Origin of the sequence: Cellulomonas pasadenensis (assembly GCF_047229365.1) — a bacterium.
Taxonomy (GTDB): Bacteria; Actinomycetota; Actinomycetes; order Actinomycetales; family Cellulomonadaceae; genus Cellulomonas.
The window spans coordinates 16,781-32,706 of the sequence record NZ_JBFTEP010000003.1 but is presented as its reverse complement, the minus strand read 5'-3'; the positions used below and the strand labels follow the sequence as shown (position 1 = coordinate 32,706).

Below are 15,926 nucleotides of genomic sequence, written 5' to 3'. Positions count from 1 at the left end.
GTCCGACGGCGGGACCCATGACGGCCCCGTACCCGGCCGGCCCGCGGCAGCGATGCCGCAGAGCGTCCCCGAGGATACCCGTACCGCGTCCGCCGTCACGGCGTCCGCGTCACCGCTCCTCGCGCCGCCGCCGCACCGCGCCGAGCAGCAGCCCGCCGGCGCCGACCGCCGTCACCGCGACGAGCGCGAGGCGCAGGGCCTCCGCACCGGTGGTGGCCAGCGGGTCCGTCGCCACGGCGACGCCGCTGCCGGTCGCGCCGGTCGCCGCCACCGGGCCCCCGCGGCCGTCCGAGCCGGCGCCTCCGGGGGTCGGTGCCGGGCCGGGGTCGCCGGTGGGCGCGGCCGTCGGCTCCCCCGGCCCGGCGCCCGGCCGGCCGGCGAGCTCGAGCAGCACCGAGAACCGCGCCTCGCGCGGCGCGACGTTCGCCCCGTTGCCCGACGTCGCCTCCACCGGGAAGGCCGACACGACCGTGACCTGCGTCGACGCACCCCGCGCGAGCGGCACCTCCACGACCGGCGTGCGCTCACGCGCGGCCAGCGCCCGGAACGAGGCGGAGCCGTCGTCTGACGCCGTGCGCCAGGCGAGCGTGAGGTCGGAGTAGAAGTCGCCGAGGGACGCACCCGTCCAGGGGTCCAGGTCGGGGGCGTCGGGGTCGAGGAGCCGCACGTCGGTGACCCAGCCGCGCAGCATCGCGTCGGTGGGACCGTCGTTGCGGACCGTGAGGGTCCGCCCCGCGACGTCGCCGGGGACGGCGACCTGGGAACCGACGAACGACGTCGTGCTGCTCGCGTACGTGGTGCCGTCCCACGCGAGGTGCACCGTCGGGCCGTCCCACGCGGTCGCGAGGGCGTCGTCGTACGCCGCGGCGCGCGCCGCTGCGGGGGCGCCCAGCTGGAGCGCCACCGCGAGGAGGGCGACCGCGCCGACGCGTCGGGCCGCGCTCACGGCGTCGGACCTCGGAAGGTCTCGTACCGGAACGTCAGGCGGTGCGCGGGCTCGGTCGCCGGGTTGATCGCCTTGAGGACCTGCGCCGCCCAGCTCGCCTGCGCCCGCACGGCGTCGGTCACCGTGCCGGTGGACGTCTGCACGTCGCCGACCACCGACGCGGTGTTGGCGTACGCACCCCGGACCTTGTCGAAGGTCGCGACGAGGCACCAGTACTCCGCCCGCAGCGCGGTGGCCGTGCTGTACCCGGGCTGCCAGGGCGTGGAGGCGGTCGCCGGGGTGCCGGTCGCGCCCGGCACGCAGAGCGCCGGGCTCGTCACCGTGAACAGGCGCAGCGTCGCGGCGCCGAAGACACCGCCCGACACCGTCGGTGTGACGGTGTAGCGCAGACCGCGGTGGCCCTGCGCCAGCGAGTCCACCTGGAAGAGGACGGCGGCGGACCCGGTGTCGTAGAGCGTCGCCGCCTGGCCGGGCCCGAACACGGCCTCGACGGGGTCGCCGGTGCCGGTCGCCCAGTCCGTCGCGGTGGCGGGCGCCGTGACGGTGCGGGCGCCGAACGCCACGACGCCGGCGGGCATCCGGACGCTGAAGGTCTCGCGGTCGCGCCACAGCGCGACGGTGCTCCCGGCGGTGATGCCGGTGCCGACGGCGAGCGCGACGGCCACCGCGGCGACGACGAGGCCGCGCAGACGCCGACGGCGCGGCCGGGCTCCCTCGCCGTCGGTCGTCGCCGAGGGGACGGTGCCGTCCGGGGCCGTCACGAGCGGAACCCGTCGCCGTCGCGGACCTGCCGCAGGTCGACGTGGAACCGGCCGAGGTCGGCGTACGTCGTCGGGGTGGTCGCGGTGGGTGCGCCCTGCACGACGACGTCCTGGCCGCCCCAGGTCAGGGTCACGGTGAGGGTCCACGTGCTGCTCGGCGCGGAGATGTTGGCCGGCGTGCCGGGCAGGGTCAGAGCGGTGCCGAGCGGCGTCTCGCCGCTGCTCGCGCCCGTCGACGACGTCACCCGGTACGTGCCCGAGACGCCTGTCGGGAACGACGGCGGCGTCTCCCAGGTCACGGTCATCCGGGCGCGGATGTTGTCGCCGTCGAGGAGCGCTCGGAACTGCTGCGACATGACGAACCCGTCGCCGGGCGTGGCCAGGTGCTCGATGGTGCGGCCGTCGTTCCGCAGCGCGATGCCGTGGGGCGTCACGCCCGGGCTCGTCTCGGTGTACGTGGGCGCGCCGACCAGCTGCAGGTCGAGGTTGCCGGAGCGCACGATGCCGACCGACGCGGACGCCTCGGTCGACCAGAAGGCGTAGGTGAGGCCCGCGGAGACGCCGGCGAGGACGACGAGACCCGTGGCGAGCAGGGCGAGGCGGCGGCGGGCGGTCATCGCGCCGCCCCCGGCGCCGCGACGGGCGCCTCGTCGGACGTCCGCTGCTCCGCGATCCCCGGCTCCGTCAGGGCGGGCACCGGCTCGTCGACGGCGGGCTCGTCGACGGCGGGCTCCTCGGCGGCGGGCGTGCGCTCGGGGCGCAGGACCATGAAGGCACCGTAGGCGAACAGCGCGATCGCCGCGCCGATGACGACGGTCGAGCGGTGCTGCCCCACCGCGAGCGTCGCGTGCCCGACGTAGGGCACGTGGTAGACGACCTCCGCCTTGATCTGCTTGGCCTGCAGGGGCTCGTCGTCGGCGCCGTTGGCGTCGCCGCGGGTGACCCAGCGCGGGCCGTCGGTGGTGGAGCGGACCTCGACCACACGGTGGGTGACGAGGGTCGGGTCGTCGGGCAGCGGCTGGAACGAGATGACGTCCCCGACCTGGACCTCCGCCTGGGCGTCCTTGACGCCGCGGACCACGACCACGTCACCCGGGTCGTAGGTGGGCACCATGGAGCCGGTGAGCACCGTCAGCGCGGCGCCGTCGAGCGCGCGCGGCACGACCGCGAGGGCGACCGCGAGCGCCAGCACCACGAGCAGCAGGGCGGTCGTGACGGCCGAGAGGACACCGGCGAACCAGCCGTCCCTCGTGGGGCGCGTGGCGGTCATCGTGGTCTCCCCTGCTGCGTGTGGTCGTGCCGTGCGGTGCAGGCGGTGGGCCGCCTGCGGTCGTGCGGTGGGCCGGGCGTGGTGCCCGGCCCACCGCACGGGGTGGATCAGAAGCCGGCGACGTCCGCCGCGCCGCGGACCTGCGTCAGGCTCACGCCGACACCGTTCATGGCCGCGACGATCGCGTTCTGGTTCTCCTGCAGGTTCGCGTCGAACCCGACGGTGACGACGACGTACACGTCGGCCGTGGCGTCCGCGTTCACCGTGATGTTGCTGGGGTTCTTCAGGCCCGTGCCCGCGTCCGCGCCGACGAACGTCAGCACGCCGCCCGCCGTGACGGACGCGGAGATGTCCCGGTAGCCGGTCGGGGACGTGGCGTCGGCCGTGTAGACCTTGTAGGTGGCGGTGCCGCCGTTGGTCGCGAGGGCGTTGATGTTCGCCAGGCGGAGCTGTGCGGCGAGGTTGTCACCCTCGAGCGCGACGTCGAACGCGTAGGTCGCCTCGACCGCGTCGCCGGGGACGATCTTCCACGAGCTCAGGTCGACCTGGTGGCCACGGAGCTGCGTGACCGGCGTCGCGGCGGCCGTGCCGTCGGCGCGGTCGGCCGACACGTCGAACCACTGCGGGGTGTTGACGATCGCCACGTCCAGCTTGCCGGACTCGATCTCGCCGCCGCCCACGTTCACCGTGTCGGACCACGTCGCGAACGTCGCGCCACCGGCGAGGAGTGCGATGCCGGCGGCGCCGGCGATGATGCCCTTGGTCTTGTTGTTCATGGTCGTGCCTTTCTGAGGAGGTCCGCCCGGAGGCGAGTCATGGGGCGTCCGGGCGGGCGTCCCGTGGGTTGTGTGGATCGAGGGAAGGAAGGTCGAGGGGGTCACATCACGCCGGAGGCGGTGCAGACCACCGATGCGCCGGGCGCGATCGAGGCGATCGTCACCACCTGCGCGGCGGGGAGGCCGGGGCAGGTGATCGTGGTGCGGCCCGAGGTGGAGGCGGCGGGCGTCGTGGCCGTCGCGTTCGTGGTCGCCGTGACGTCGTCCTGGAGCCGGACCCGGGCGAGCGTCGCCTGGCCGGTGTTCCGGACGGTGTAGCGCCAGTAGACGGTCGTGCCGGCCGTGCGCTGCGCCCCCGTGGGAAGCGCCTGGGTGCGCGCAGCGTCCGCGAACGCCTCCTTGGTGACGGTCACGCCGGTCGTCAGGTTGTCGGCGGTGCAGGTGTAGCTCCACCCCCGCTCGAGCGGCAGCTGCACGGGGTTGGCCGTGACCACCGGCGTCGAGCCCGGCTTCGTGCTCGTGCACGTCATCTTGTCGACGACGTACCCGGCGGGCACCGTCTCCGCGACGGTCACCGTGCGGTTCGCGGCGAGCGAGCCGAGCGAGGTGACGTCGAGCTTCGCCGGGGACCCTGCCGTGGTGCCGGTCGCGAGCACGGTCGTGCCCTCGCGGACGGTGAAACCCCAGCCGGCCGCGGCTGCGGTCGTGGTGCCCGTCGTGGTGGTGCTGATCAGCGTGAGGGTCGTCGGCGCGACGTAGGTGTGGACGAAGGTGCAGACGACGGGCGCCGTGCTTCCCGTCGGCGGGGCGGGGAGCTCGTTGACGGTGAGTCGGCCGGTCGCCGTCGAGAACTGCGCGACCTCCGCCGCCACCGGCGTCGTCCCGTCGAGGCACGCCACGCTGGTCAGCTCCCAGCCCGGCTGGAGCGCCGGCTTGGAGATGGTGACCGTCTCACCGCTCTGCACGCTGCCGATGGCGCTGGAGCTGTTGTTCGGCGCCACGGTCGACGACGGCGTGAGGGTCTTGCCGGTCGCCCAGAACGTGCCGGGCACCGTGCTCGTGGAGGCGAACGCCATCGCAGGGACCGCTGCCGGTTGCGCACCGGCCGACTGCGTGACGTTGACGACCTGGAGGTCGCGGACCACGTCGAGACGCGCCCACAGGCACGCGACCGTAGTGGTCTGCTCGACCGTCTGGACCTGGTTGGAGAAGGAGCCGCTGGGGGTGCCGCCGCACGCCGTCGAGCCCGTGGTCATCGTCGTGAACCCGTCGACCGTCAGCCTGTACGAGAGGCCGTTGACGGTGACCGCCCGCGGACCGACGAGCCCGTTGAACAGGACGATGTCATCGCTCGCCCGGTCCGTCGAGGGGTTGCTCGCGTTGGGCGTCTCGTGCAGACGGTAGCTCGAGCTGATCAGGACAGGAGTGGCGCCCAGGTTGAACCGGAAGCCGCTCGTGCCCTCGAAGTAGTTGGCACCCGACGTGATGGGGTTGTTGTAGTGACGGAGCGTCGCCAGGAGGAAGGGACCGCCCGTGGTGACGGTGCCTGCCGGGGACGGCGTGAGACCGAGGACGCTCTGACCCTGGCTGACCTCTCGCGTCTCCTCGTTGCCGAAGAGGTCACTCTGCGAGCCGTCGCCGATGAAGCCCCGGCCGATCGTGGACGGGCACCGGAACGTGTTCCCCTGCTGGATCGCGCCCCACGGGCCCCACGCGCTGAACCAGCTGTTGCGGCTGCGCCTCTGCGTGTCGATGCGCTGCGCGCCGTGAGCAGCAGCTACCTCGCCCGTGCTCCACCCGGTGCCGCCCGTGGTGGTCGGCCCGGCGAACCGCACGCAGTTCGCCGCTGTCGTCCCGTCGTCCACGTTGCTGCCGTTGGTGCCTCGGTGACCGGTGAGACTGGCCTCGACGGAACTCATCGGGGTCGTGGCCGCCGCCGCCGGCGTCGCCGTCGCCACCTGCGCGACCGGCGCGACGACCGCGCCCAGGGCCATGCCGAGCGCCACGAGCACGGAGCTGCGGCGCATCGCGCGCCGCCTGCTCGTCGTGTCCTGCCGCATGGCCCTGCCCCCTGGTCTGTTCGACGACCGGAGGCGGTTCGAGCGATCTCGTCGAGGTCGCCCCGTCTCTGGTTCCTCTAGTCAGCCAGGAGCAGGACGCGTGTCCAACAAAGACGATCAGGACGACGGGCGACGATCACGACACTGAGGGCGATTCGCCGGGTGGAAAGTCCTAGGCGATGGGAGCGCGGTCACACGACGGTGGCGCGGACGGGCTAGGTCGTGACTGGTTCTTACTCGGCGACATGAACGTTCGTCCAGGAGCGTCATCGCTCACCAGGCCGGCCATTCCTCCGCCGATCATGACCCGCATCACAACGTGGCGGCACGCTACACCGACGCGCGCCACACCGCACAAACGCTTCGATGCAGTGTGCCGCATACCCATGCATCGGCTCAAACCCGGTACGCCGAAGCGGGCGGTCCCGGGATCACTCCCGGGACCGCCCGCTTCAGGGGTCCTACTGCTACGAGGGCGTCAGCCCTGCGCCACGCTGCCGCCGGCGGCCTCGATCTTCTCCTTGGCGGACGCGGAGTACGCGTCCACCGCGAGGGAGACCTTGACCGTCAGCTCGCCGGTGCCGAGCACCTTGACGGGCTGGCCCTTGCGGACCGCGCCCTTGGCGACCAGGTCGGCGACGGTGACGTCGCCACCCTGCGGGTACAGCGCCGCGATCTTGTCCAGGTTCACGACCTGGTACTCGACGCGGAACGGGTTCTTGAAGCCACGGAGCTTGGGCAGCCGCATGTGCATCGGCATCTGCCCGCCCTCGAAGGCCGACGGCACCTGGTAGCGGGCCTTGGTGCCCTTGGTGCCGCGACCCGCGGTCTTGCCCTTCGACGCCTCACCACGACCCACGCGGGTCTTGGCGGTCTTGGCGCCGGGGGCCGGACGCAGGTGGTGGACCTTGAGCGTGCCGCCGGCACCCTCGGTGGTCGCGCCACCCGTCGTGGCCTTCGGCTCCTCCGCGGCGGCCTTCGTGGCGGCCGGCTTGCGGGTCGCCTTCGGCTTCTCCTCGGCCGCAGCGGCCTCGGTCGTCGCGGCCTTCGCCGGAGCCTTCTTCGCCGGGGTCTTCTTGGCGGCGGCCTTGGGGGCCTCCTCCGTCGACTCCACGGCCGTGTCGTCGGCCTTCTTCTTGTCGTCGGCCATGGTCACTCGACCTCCTCGACCGCGACGAGGTGCGTCACCGTCTTGACCATGCCGCGGATCTCGGGGCGGTCCTCCTTGACGACGACGTCGCCGATCCGCTTCAGGCCCAGGGTGCGCAGCGTGTCGCGCTGGTTCTGCTTGCCGCCGATGGCGGACCGGGTCTGGGTCACCTTGAGACGGGCCATCACGCACCCACCTTCGCAGCTGCCGCCGCGCGACCCTCCGCCTGCGCACGCAGGAGGGAGGCCGGGGCGACGTGGTCGAGGGCCAGCCCACGACGGGCGGCCACGGCCTCGGGCTCCTCGAGGGAGCGCAGGGCCTCGACCGTGGCGTGCACGATGTTGATCGCGTTGGACGACCCGAGCGACTTGCTGAGCACGTCGTGGATGCCGGCGCACTCGAGCACCGCACGCACCGGACCGCCGGCGATCACACCGGTACCCGGGGACGCGGGGCGCAGGAACACGACGCCCGCGGCCTTCTCGCCCTGGACGGGGTGCGGGATGGTGCCCTGGATGCGGGGGACGCGGAAGAAGTTCTTCTTCGCCTCCTCGACACCCTTGGCGATCGCCGCGGGCACCTCCTTGGCCTTGCCGTAGCCGACGCCGACCGTGCCGTCACCGTCGCCCACCACGACGAGCGCGGTGAAGCTGAAGCGACGGCCGCCCTTGACGACCTTCGCGACACGGTTGATCGTCACGACGCGCTCGACGAACGCGCTCTTCTCGGCGGCGTCACCGCGCCGCCCGCCGTCACGACGGCCGCCGTCTCGGCGGTCGCCGCCGGTGCCGCCGGCACCGGTGTTGCTGCGCTGAGGAGCAGCCATCAGAAAGTCCTCTTCTTCGATGCGGAGTTCGTCGTCACAGGGCCAGACCGCCCTCACGGGCGCCGTCGGCGACCGCGGCCACACGGCCGTGGTACTTGTTGCCGCCGCGGTCGAACACGACCGACTCGACGCCGGCCGCCTTCGCACGCGCGGCGACGAGCTCGCCGACCTTGCGCGCCTTCGCCGTCTTGTCGCCCTCGGCGCCCCGCAGGTCCGCCTCGAGCGTCGAGGCCGAGGCCACGGTCTGACCGATGCCGTCGTCGACGACCTGGGCCGTGATGTGCCGCGCGGAGCGGGTCACGACGAGGCGCGGACGAGCGGCGGTGCCGACGACCTTCTTGCGCAGACGCAGGTGGCGGCGGCGACGGGCGATCGACTTGCCCTTGCCCTTGATGCTGATCGCCATGGCTTACTTCCCAGCCTTTCCGACCTTGCGGCGCACGTTCTCGCCCGCGTACCGCACGCCCTTGCCCTTGTACGGCTCGGGCTTGCGGATCTTGCGGATGTTCGCGGCGACCTCGCCCACCTGCTGCTTGTCGATGCCCTGGACCGAGAACTTCGTCGGGGTCTCGACGGCGAAGGCGATGCCCGCGGGGGGCTCGACCGTGACCGGGTGGCTGAAGCCGAGGGCGAACTCGAGGGTGTCGCCCTTCGCGGTCACGCGGTAACCGGTGCCGACGATCTCGAGCTTCTTGGTGTAGCCCTCCGTCACGCCCGTGACCAGGTTGGCCAGCAGCGTGCGGGTGAGGCCGTGCAGCGAGCGCGAGAGGCGCTCGTCGTCGGGACGCGTCACCACGAGGGCGCCGGCGTCGTCACGGTCCACCGCGAGGGGGGCCGGGATGGTGTGCGTGAGAGTCCCCTTGGGACCCGTCACCGTCACGAGCTGGCCGTCGATCGTCACGTCGACACCGGACGGCACCGGGACGGGGATCCTGCCGATTCGGGACATGGCTGTTCTCCTCTCGTCTCGGGCTTACCAGACGTAGGCGAGGACTTCCCCGCCCACACCCTTCTTCTGGGCCTGCTTGTCGGTCAGCAGGCCGGACGACGTGGACAGGATCGCCACGCCGAGGCCGCCCAGCACCTTCGGCAGGTTGGTCGACTTGGCGTACACGCGCAGGCCCGGCTTGGACACGCGCTTCACGCCGGCGAGCGCACGCTCGCGGTTCGGGCCGTACTTCAGCGTGATCGTGAGGTTCTTGCCCACGGGGGCGTCCTCGACGGTCCAGCCGGAGATGTAGCCCTCGGCCTGCAGGATCTCGGCGATGTGGCTCTTCAGCTTCGAGAACGGGATCGTCACCGTGTCGTGGTGCGCCGAGTTCGCGTTGCGCAGACGCGTCAGGAAGTCTGCGATCGGGTCGGTCATGGTCATCGGGCGTCAGCCCTTTCTCGCCGGGGTATCCGCGCCCCCGCTGGCGGGGGCGCGGACCTACCGACGTCCGGTGGTACTTACCAGCTGCTCTTGGTCACGCCGGGGAGCTCGCCGCGGTGGGCCATCTCCCGCACGCAGATCCGGCACAGGCCGAACTTGCGGTACACCGAGTGCGGACGACCGCACCGCTGGCAGCGCGTGTAGGCACGGACCGCGAACTTCGGCTTCGCGGCCGCCTTGTGGATGAGGGCGGTCTTCGCCATGTCAGTTCTCCTTGAACGGGAAGCCGAGGAGCTTGAGGAACGCGCGCCCCTCGTCGTCCGTGGTGGCGGTCGTGACGATGGTGATGTCCATGCCGCGGACCCGGTCGATCTTGTCCTGGTCGATCTCGTGGAACACGGACTGCTCCACGAGGCCGAACGTGTAGTTGCCGTGCCCGTCGAACTGGGCCGGGGACAGACCGCGGAAGTCACGGATGCGCGGCAGCGCGATCGACAGCAGGCGGTCGAGGAACTCCCAGGCGCGGTCGCCGCGCAGCGTCACGTGGGCGCCGATCGGCATGCCCTCGCGCAGCTTGAACTGCGCGATGGACTTGCGGGCCTTGGTGACCTGCGGCTTCTGACCCGTGATCTGCGTGAGGTCGCGGATCGCGCCCTCGATCAGCTTCGAGTCCTTGGCGGCGTCGCCGACACCCATGTTCACGACGACCTTGACGAGCCGCGCGACCTGGTTGATGTTCTCGTGCGAGAACTGCTCGAACAGCGCCGGCTTGATCTCGTCGTTGTAGCGCGTCTTGAGGCGCGGCTGGGCCGGGGCCTCGATGGTGGTCTCGGTCATCAGATGTCCTTACCGGAGCGCTTGGCGACGCGGACACGCACGGTGCGCGTGCGTCCGTCGCGCTCGACCTGCTCGGTGCGGTAGCCGACCCGGGTGCCCTTCTTGGTCTCCGGGTCCACCAGCATCACGTTGCTGATGTGGATGGGGGCCTCGATCGTCTCGATGCCGCCCGTGCGGGTGCCGCGGGACGACTGGCCGGCCTTCGTGTGCTTCTGCACGCGCTGGACACCCTCGACGACGACGCGCTGCGTCTCCGGGAGGACCTCGAGGACACGCCCCTGCTGGCCGCGGTCGCGGCCCGAGATGACGACGACGAGGTCGCCCTTCTTGATCTTCGCCATGGTCAGAGCACCTCCGGCGCCAGCGAGATGATCTTCATGAACTTCTTGTCGCGCAGCTCGCGGCCCACCGGGCCGAAGATGCGGGTGCCGCGCGGCTCGCCGTCGTTCTTGAGGATCACCGCGGCGTTCTCGTCGAACTTGATGTACGAGCCGTCGGGACGCCGGCGCTCCTTGCGGGTGCGCACGACGACCGCCTTGACGACGTCGCCCTTCTTGACGTTGCCGCCGGGGATCGCGTCCTTGACGGTGGCGACGATGACGTCACCGATACCGGCGTAGCGACGGCCGGAGCCGCCGAGCACACGGATGCAGAGGATCTCCTTGGCACCCGTGTTGTCGGCGACACGCAGTCGCGACTCCTGCTGGATCATCTAGCTCTCTCCTGTCGTCTGGCGGGTTCTCGTACCGCACCGCCCCGGAGGACGGCCGCCGAGCCTGGCCGAACGGATGGTTGCCGTGGTGCACACGACGCGGGCGGCCCCGAGCGGGGCGCGCCCGCGTCGCGGGCAACTGTCGTGCGTGCCGGACCGGGAGGTCCGGGAACGGGTCTTACTTGGCCTTCTCGAGGACCTCGACCACGCGCCACCGCTTGGTGGCGGACAGCGGCCGCGTCTCCATGATCTCGACCAGGTCGCCGATGCCGGCGCTGTTCTGCTCGTCGTGGGCCTTGACCTTGCTGGTGCGGCGGATGACCTTGCCGTACAGCGGGTGCTTGACGCGGTCCTCGACCTCGACCACGACGGTCTTGTCCATCTTGTCGCTCACGACGTAACCACGGCGCGTCTTGCGGTATGCCCGGTGGTCGGTCGTGGCGGTGGTGTGCTCGTGCTTCGTCATCAGGGCCTCACTCCGCGCTCGGGGCGGTACGGATGCCGAGCTCGCGCTCGCGCAGGATCGTGTAGATGCGCGCGATGTCGCGGCGGACCGCCTTGAGGCGCCCGTGGCTCTCGAGCTGGCCCGTCGCCGACTGGAAGCGGAGGTTGAAGAGCTCCTCCTTGGCCTTCTTCAGCTCGGCGACCAGCTTCTCGTCGTCGAAGGTGTCCAGCTCGCTGGGAGCCAGGTCCTTGGTTCCGATGGCCATCAGTTACCCCCCTCGCGCACGATGAAACGTGTCTTCATCGGGAGCTTGTGCATCGCACGGCGCATGGCCTCACGGGCCAGCGGCTCCGGGACGCCGGCGAGCTCGAACATCACTCGACCGGGCTTGACGTTGGAGATCCACCACTCGGGCGAGCCCTTGCCGGAACCCATGCGGGTCTCGGCGGGCTTCTTCGTGAGGGGACGGTCCGGGTAGATGTTGATCCAGACCTTCCCACCACGCTTGATGTGGCGGGTCATGGCGATACGCGCAGCCTCGATCTGCCGGTTCGTGACGTAGGCGGGCTCGAGAGCCTGGATGCCGTACTCGCCGAACGAGATCGTCGTGCCACCCGTCGACGCGCCGCGGCGCGTCGGGTGGTGCTGCTTGCGGTGCTTCAGCCGGCGCGGGATCAGCACGGCTCAGGCCTCCGTTCCGGACTCGGTGGGCGCGCTGTCCGCCGCGGGCGCCGACTGCTCGGCGGCCGGGGCGGGGGCGTCCTGACGCTCGGGGCGACGACCGCCGCCACGCGGGCCACGGTCACCACGGTCGCCGCGGTCGCCGCGCGGACCGCGCGACGGGCGCGGGGCCTGCGTGGCCTGCTGCTGCGCCCACTCGCGCTCGGTGACGTCACCCTTGTAGACCCACACCTTCACGCCGATGCGGCCGAAGGTCGTGCGGGCCTCGAAGAAGCCGTAGTCGATGTTCGCCCGCAGCGTGTGCAGCGGCACACGACCCTCGCGGTAGAACTCCGTGCGGCTCATCTCCGCGCCACCGAGGCGGCCGGAGACCTGGACACGGATGCCCTTGGCGCCGGCGCGCTGCGCGGACTGGATGCCCTTGCGCATGGCGCGGCGGAACGACACGCGGCTCGCGAGCTGCTCGGCGATGCCCTGGGCGACCAGCTGGGCCTCGATCTCGGCGTTCTTGACCTCGAGGATGTTCAGCTGGACCTGCTTGCCCGTGAGCTTCTCGAGCTCGCCGCGGATGCGGTCGGCCTCGGCCCCACGACGCCCGATGACGATGCCCGGGCGGGCGGTGTGGATGTCGACGCGGACGCGGTCACGCGTGCGCTCGATCTCCACCTTGGCGATGCCGGCGCGCTCGAGGCCCGTCGACATGAGCTTGCGGATCTGGACGTCCTCGCGGACGTAGTCGCGGTAGCGCTGACCCGGCTTCGTCGAGTCGGCGAACCAGCGCGAGCGGTGATCCGTCGTGATGCCCAGGCGGTACCCGAGCGGGTTGACCTTCTGTCCCACTAGCGGGCCCGTCCCTTCGTGCTCGTCGTCTCGCGCTCGGCCACCACGACCGTGATGTGGCTCGTGCGCTTGAGGATGCGACCCGCGCGACCCTGCGCGCGAGGCCGGAACCGCTTGAGCGTCGGACCCTCGTCGACGAAGACCTCGGAGATGTAGAGGTTCGTCTCGTCGAGCCGCTCGCTGTTGCGCTTGGCCCCCTCGACCGCGTTCGCGACCGCGGACTGCACCGTCTTGAGGACGGGCTCCGCCGCGGCCTGCGGCGCGAACTTCAGCACCGCCACGGCCTCGGCCGCCTGCTTGCCACGGATGAGGTCCACGACGCGGCGGGCCTTCTGGGGCGTGACGCGGACGAACCGCGCCTTCGCCTTGGCTTCCATCGCTGTCCTGCTCTCTGTTCTCTGCCGTCAGGGCGTCACCAGCTGACCGGGGGTCAGCGGCGACGGCCCTTCCGGTCGTCCTTCTCGTGGCCGCGGAACGTCCGCGTGGGGGCGAACTCGCCGAGCTTGTGCCCGACCATCGACTCCGTCACGAACACGGGCGTGTGCTTGCGGCCGTCGTGGACCGCGAAGGTGTGGCCGAGGAAGTCGGGCGTGATCATCGAGCGACGCGACCACGTCTTGATGACGTTCTTCGTGCCGGCCTCGTTCTGCGCGTCGACCTTCTTCTGCAGGTGGTCGTCGACGAACGGGCCCTTCTTGAGGCTGCGAGGCATCTCGGGCTCCTATCAGCGCTTCTTGCCGGTGCGCCGACGGCGCACGATGAGCTTGTCGCTCGGCTTGTTCGGACGACGGGTACGACCCTCGGGCTGACCCCACGGGCTCACCGGGTGGCGGCCACCGGAGGTCTTGCCCTCACCACCACCGTGCGGGTGGTCGATCGGGTTCATGGCGACACCGCGGACGGTGGGGCGCTTGCCCTTCCATCGCATGCGGCCGGCCTTGCCCCAGTTGATGTTCGACTGCTCGGCGTTGCCGACCTCGCCGACCGTCGCGCGGCAGCGCAGGTCGACGTTGCGGATCTCGCCGGACGGCATGCGCAGCTGCGCGTACGGGCCGTCCTTCGCGACGAGCTGCACCGAGGCGCCGGCCGAGCGCGCGATCTTCGCGCCGCCACCGGGGCGGAGCTCGATGGCGTGGATGACCGTACCCGTGGGGATGTTGCGCAGCGGCAGGTTGTTGCCGGGCTTGATGTCGGCGCCGGGACCGGCCTCGACGACGTCGCCCTGCGACAGCTTGTTCGGCGCGATGATGTAGCGCTTCTCGCCGTCCGCGTAGTGCAGCAGCGCGATGCGCGCCGTGCGGTTCGGGTCGTACTCGATGTGCGCGACCTTGGCCGGCACGCCGTCCTTGTCGTGACGGCGGAAGTCGATGACGCGGTACGCACGCTTGTGGCCGCCACCCTGGTGGCGGGTCGTCACGCGACCCGTGGCGTTGCGGCCACCGGTCTTGTGCAGCGGGCGGACCAGCGACTTCTCCGGCGTGGAGCGCGTGATCTCGACGAAGTCGGCGACCGACGAGCCACGGCGGCCCGGCGTCGTCGGCTTGTACTTACGGATTCCCATGAGTCCTCAGATCCTTCCGGGCCTCAGCCGACCGGTCCGCCGAAGATGTCGATCGAGCCCTCGCGGAGGGTGACGATCGCACGCTTCGTGGCCTTGCGGCGGCCGATGCCGAACCGGGTCCGGCGCGACTTGCCCTGGCGGTTCGCGGTGTTGACCGAGTCGACCTTGACGCCGAAGACCTGCTCGACGGCGATCTTGATCTCGGTCTTGTTGGCACGCGGGTCGACGAGGAAGGTGTACTTGCCCTCGTCGAGCAGGCCGTAGCTCTTCTCGGAGACGACCGGCGCGATCAGGATGTCGCGCGGGTCCTTGCCGACGGCGGTCACTTCGTCTCCTCCTGAGCCGCCTCGGACTCGGTGGCCACGGCCTTGGCACCCTTGGCGGGGCCGGCCAGGAACGCGTCGAGCGCGCCCTGCGTGAAGACCACGTCGTCCGAGATGAGGACGTCGTACGTGTTGAGCTGGTCGGCGACGAGCAGGTGCACGCGCTCGACGTTGCGCAGCGACTTCCAGGTGATCTCGTCCTGGCGCTCGACGACCACGAGGACGTTCTTGCGGCCGGACAGGTTGTCGAGCACCGCGAGAGCGGCCTTGGTCGACGGCACCTGGCCGGGCGCGAAGCCCGTCACGACGTGGACGCGGCCGGCGCGCGCACGGTCCGAGAGAGCACCGCGGAGCGCCGCGGCCTTCATCTTCTTCGGCGTCCGCTGCGAGTAGTCACGCGGCGTCGGGCCGTGGACGACGCCACCACCCGCGAACTGCGGGGCGCGGGTCGAGCCCTGACGGGCGCGGCCGGTGCCCTTCTGCTTGTACGGCTTCTTGCCGCCACCACGGACCTCGCCACGGTTCTTCGTGTCGTGGGTCCCCTGGCGCGCCGCAGCGAGCTGCGCGACGACCACCTGGTGGATCAGCGGGACGTTCGTGGTCGCGTCGAAGACGTCACCGGGCAGGTCGGCCGTGCCGGCCTTCTGGCCCTTCTCGTCCAGGACGTCGACGGTCAGCGTGTCGCTCATGGAGGTCACGCACCCTTCGCAGCGGAACGCACGAGGACGACGCCGCCCTTGGGGCCGGGAACCGCGCCCTTGACGAGCAGCAGACCCTTCTCCGCGTCGACCGCGTGCACGGTCAGGTTCTGGGTGGTCTGACGGGCGACGCCCATCCGACCGGCCATCCGCAGGCCCTTGAAGACGCGCGACGGCGTCGAGGCGCCGCCGATCGAGCCGGGCTTGCGGTGGTTGCGGTGCGCACCGTGGGAGGCGCCGACGCCGGAGAAGCCGTGACGCTTCATCACACCGGCCGTGCCCTTGCCCTTGGTGGTGCCGACGACGTCGACGACCTGGCCGGCCTCGAACACGCCGGCGGTGATCTCCTGGCCGAGCGTGAACTCGGCCGCGTTCGACGTCCGCACCTCGACCACGTGCCGACGAGGGGTGACCCCCGCCTTCTCGAAGTGGCCCTTGAGCGGCTTGGTGACCTTGCGCGGGTCGATCTGGCCGGAGGCCAGCTGCACCGCGGCGTAGCCGTCGGTCTCAGCGGAGCGGACCTGCGTCACGACGTTCGGCCCGACGGCGACGACCGTGACCGGCACGAGGCGACCTGCGTCGTCCCACACCTGGGTCATGCCGAGCTTCGTGCCGAGCACCGCCGTGACGGGGCGCGCGTTCTGCTGGGTAGCCATGAAAGATCAGTC

At 71.4% G+C, this 15,926-nt stretch carries 26 protein-coding genes; all 26 read right to left on the bottom strand.

Annotated features, from left to right (window positions below; translation table 11 throughout):
• Positions 1 to 109: 109 nt before the first annotated feature.
• The 26 genes from AB6N23_RS01075 to rplC all read right to left on the bottom strand — a co-directional run bounded on the left by AB6N23_RS01075 (position 110) and on the right by rplC (position 15,914).
• Positions 110 to 946 carry a hypothetical protein gene (locus tag AB6N23_RS01075; RefSeq protein ID WP_412863905.1) on the bottom strand — a complete coding sequence of 279 codons (837 nt, stop codon included), beginning with the start codon at positions 944 to 946 and terminating at the stop codon, positions 110 to 112.
• Positions 943 to 1,707, bottom strand: a complete 765-nt coding sequence (locus AB6N23_RS01070; protein ID WP_412863903.1) for a hypothetical protein — start codon at positions 1,705 to 1,707, stop codon at positions 943 to 945. The genes AB6N23_RS01075 and AB6N23_RS01070 overlap by 4 nt, the downstream gene beginning before the upstream one ends.
• Positions 1,704 to 2,324, bottom strand: a complete 621-nt coding sequence (locus AB6N23_RS01065; RefSeq protein ID WP_412863901.1) for a hypothetical protein — start codon at positions 2,322 to 2,324, stop codon at positions 1,704 to 1,706. Before AB6N23_RS01065 ends, AB6N23_RS01070 begins: the two co-directional genes overlap by 4 nt.
• Positions 2,321 to 2,977: a signal peptidase I gene (locus AB6N23_RS01060; protein ID WP_412863899.1), complete on the bottom strand. Its 657-nt coding sequence runs from the start codon at positions 2,975 to 2,977 to the stop codon at positions 2,321 to 2,323. The genes AB6N23_RS01065 and AB6N23_RS01060 overlap by 4 nt, the downstream gene beginning before the upstream one ends.
• Positions 2,978 to 3,084: 107 nt before the next feature.
• Positions 3,085 to 3,753, bottom strand: a complete 669-nt coding sequence (locus tag AB6N23_RS01055) for an alternate-type signal peptide domain-containing protein (RefSeq protein ID WP_412863897.1) — start codon at positions 3,751 to 3,753, stop codon at positions 3,085 to 3,087.
• A 101-nt stretch (positions 3,754 to 3,854) separates the two neighbouring features.
• Positions 3,855 to 5,780: a prealbumin-like fold domain-containing protein gene (locus AB6N23_RS01050; protein WP_412863895.1), complete on the bottom strand. Its 1,926-nt coding sequence runs from the start codon at positions 5,778 to 5,780 to the stop codon at positions 3,855 to 3,857.
• Positions 5,781 to 6,291: 511 nt separating this feature from the next.
• On the bottom strand, positions 6,292 to 6,963 hold the full coding sequence (rplO, locus tag AB6N23_RS01045; RefSeq protein ID WP_412863958.1) for a 50S ribosomal protein L15: 672 nt from the start codon (positions 6,961 to 6,963) through the stop codon (positions 6,292 to 6,294).
• Between the two features lie 2 nt (positions 6,964 to 6,965).
• Positions 6,966 to 7,148: a 50S ribosomal protein L30 gene (rpmD, locus tag AB6N23_RS01040; RefSeq protein ID WP_013117860.1), complete on the bottom strand. Its 183-nt coding sequence runs from the start codon at positions 7,146 to 7,148 to the stop codon at positions 6,966 to 6,968.
• Positions 7,148 to 7,789, bottom strand: a complete 642-nt coding sequence (gene rpsE, locus AB6N23_RS01035) for a 30S ribosomal protein S5 (RefSeq protein ID WP_378206689.1) — start codon at positions 7,787 to 7,789, stop codon at positions 7,148 to 7,150. The genes rpmD and rpsE overlap by 1 nt, the downstream gene beginning before the upstream one ends.
• Before the next feature lie 34 nt (positions 7,790 to 7,823).
• A complete protein-coding gene (gene rplR / locus AB6N23_RS01030; protein WP_155376666.1) occupies positions 7,824 to 8,195 on the bottom strand; it encodes a 50S ribosomal protein L18 in 372 nt (123 codons plus the stop codon).
• Between the two features lie 3 nt (positions 8,196 to 8,198).
• Positions 8,199 to 8,738, bottom strand: coding sequence for a 50S ribosomal protein L6 (gene rplF, locus AB6N23_RS01025; protein WP_378206694.1), 540 nt, complete (start codon positions 8,736 to 8,738; stop codon positions 8,199 to 8,201).
• 24 nt (positions 8,739 to 8,762) lie between these two features.
• Positions 8,763 to 9,161 (bottom strand): 30S ribosomal protein S8, encoded by a 399-nt coding sequence (gene rpsH / locus AB6N23_RS01020; RefSeq protein WP_378206697.1) that lies wholly within the window; start codon positions 9,159 to 9,161, stop codon positions 8,763 to 8,765.
• Between the two features lie 77 nt (positions 9,162 to 9,238).
• Positions 9,239 to 9,424 (bottom strand): type Z 30S ribosomal protein S14, encoded by a 186-nt coding sequence (locus AB6N23_RS01015; RefSeq protein ID WP_135973034.1) that lies wholly within the window; start codon positions 9,422 to 9,424, stop codon positions 9,239 to 9,241.
• 1 nt (position 9,425) lies between these two features.
• Positions 9,426 to 9,998, bottom strand: a complete 573-nt coding sequence (gene rplE, locus AB6N23_RS01010) for a 50S ribosomal protein L5 (RefSeq protein ID WP_378206702.1) — start codon at positions 9,996 to 9,998, stop codon at positions 9,426 to 9,428.
• Positions 9,998 to 10,339, bottom strand: a complete 342-nt coding sequence (rplX, locus tag AB6N23_RS01005; RefSeq protein ID WP_378206705.1) for a 50S ribosomal protein L24 — start codon at positions 10,337 to 10,339, stop codon at positions 9,998 to 10,000. Before rplX ends, rplE begins: the two co-directional genes overlap by 1 nt.
• A gap of 2 nt (positions 10,340 to 10,341) precedes the next feature.
• A complete protein-coding gene (gene rplN, locus AB6N23_RS01000) occupies positions 10,342 to 10,710 on the bottom strand; it encodes a 50S ribosomal protein L14 (RefSeq protein ID WP_013770175.1) in 369 nt (122 codons plus the stop codon).
• Between the two features lie 178 nt (positions 10,711 to 10,888).
• Positions 10,889 to 11,176: a 30S ribosomal protein S17 gene (rpsQ, locus tag AB6N23_RS00995; protein WP_378206708.1), complete on the bottom strand. Its 288-nt coding sequence runs from the start codon at positions 11,174 to 11,176 to the stop codon at positions 10,889 to 10,891.
• A gap of 7 nt (positions 11,177 to 11,183) precedes the next feature.
• Positions 11,184 to 11,420 carry a 50S ribosomal protein L29 gene (gene rpmC, locus AB6N23_RS00990; RefSeq protein WP_140457303.1) on the bottom strand — a complete coding sequence of 79 codons (237 nt, stop codon included), beginning with the start codon at positions 11,418 to 11,420 and terminating at the stop codon, positions 11,184 to 11,186.
• Positions 11,420 to 11,836, bottom strand: coding sequence for a 50S ribosomal protein L16 (gene rplP / locus AB6N23_RS00985; protein ID WP_412863889.1), 417 nt, complete (start codon positions 11,834 to 11,836; stop codon positions 11,420 to 11,422). The genes rpmC and rplP overlap by 1 nt, the downstream gene beginning before the upstream one ends.
• A 3-nt stretch (positions 11,837 to 11,839) precedes the next feature.
• On the bottom strand, positions 11,840 to 12,676 hold the full coding sequence (rpsC, locus tag AB6N23_RS00980) for a 30S ribosomal protein S3 (RefSeq protein ID WP_412863887.1): 837 nt from the start codon (positions 12,674 to 12,676) through the stop codon (positions 11,840 to 11,842).
• Positions 12,676 to 13,053, bottom strand: a complete 378-nt coding sequence (gene rplV, locus AB6N23_RS00975) for a 50S ribosomal protein L22 (protein WP_135973041.1) — start codon at positions 13,051 to 13,053, stop codon at positions 12,676 to 12,678. Before rplV ends, rpsC begins: the two co-directional genes overlap by 1 nt.
• 53 nt (positions 13,054 to 13,106) lie before the next feature.
• Positions 13,107 to 13,388 carry a 30S ribosomal protein S19 gene (gene rpsS / locus AB6N23_RS00970; RefSeq protein WP_136519176.1) on the bottom strand — a complete coding sequence of 94 codons (282 nt, stop codon included), beginning with the start codon at positions 13,386 to 13,388 and terminating at the stop codon, positions 13,107 to 13,109.
• 12 nt (positions 13,389 to 13,400) lie between these two features.
• Positions 13,401 to 14,237: a 50S ribosomal protein L2 gene (rplB, locus tag AB6N23_RS00965; protein WP_135973043.1), complete on the bottom strand. Its 837-nt coding sequence runs from the start codon at positions 14,235 to 14,237 to the stop codon at positions 13,401 to 13,403.
• Positions 14,238 to 14,260: 23 nt separating this feature from the next.
• Positions 14,261 to 14,563 (bottom strand): 50S ribosomal protein L23, encoded by a 303-nt coding sequence (gene rplW, locus AB6N23_RS00960; RefSeq protein ID WP_378206719.1) that lies wholly within the window; start codon positions 14,561 to 14,563, stop codon positions 14,261 to 14,263.
• Positions 14,560 to 15,249: a 50S ribosomal protein L4 gene (gene rplD / locus AB6N23_RS00955; RefSeq protein ID WP_378206722.1), complete on the bottom strand. Its 690-nt coding sequence runs from the start codon at positions 15,247 to 15,249 to the stop codon at positions 14,560 to 14,562. The genes rplW and rplD overlap by 4 nt, the downstream gene beginning before the upstream one ends.
• 5 nt (positions 15,250 to 15,254) lie before the next feature.
• Positions 15,255 to 15,914 (bottom strand): 50S ribosomal protein L3, encoded by a 660-nt coding sequence (gene rplC / locus AB6N23_RS00950; RefSeq protein ID WP_378206725.1) that lies wholly within the window; start codon positions 15,912 to 15,914, stop codon positions 15,255 to 15,257.
• Positions 15,915 to 15,926: the final 12 nt, after the last annotated feature.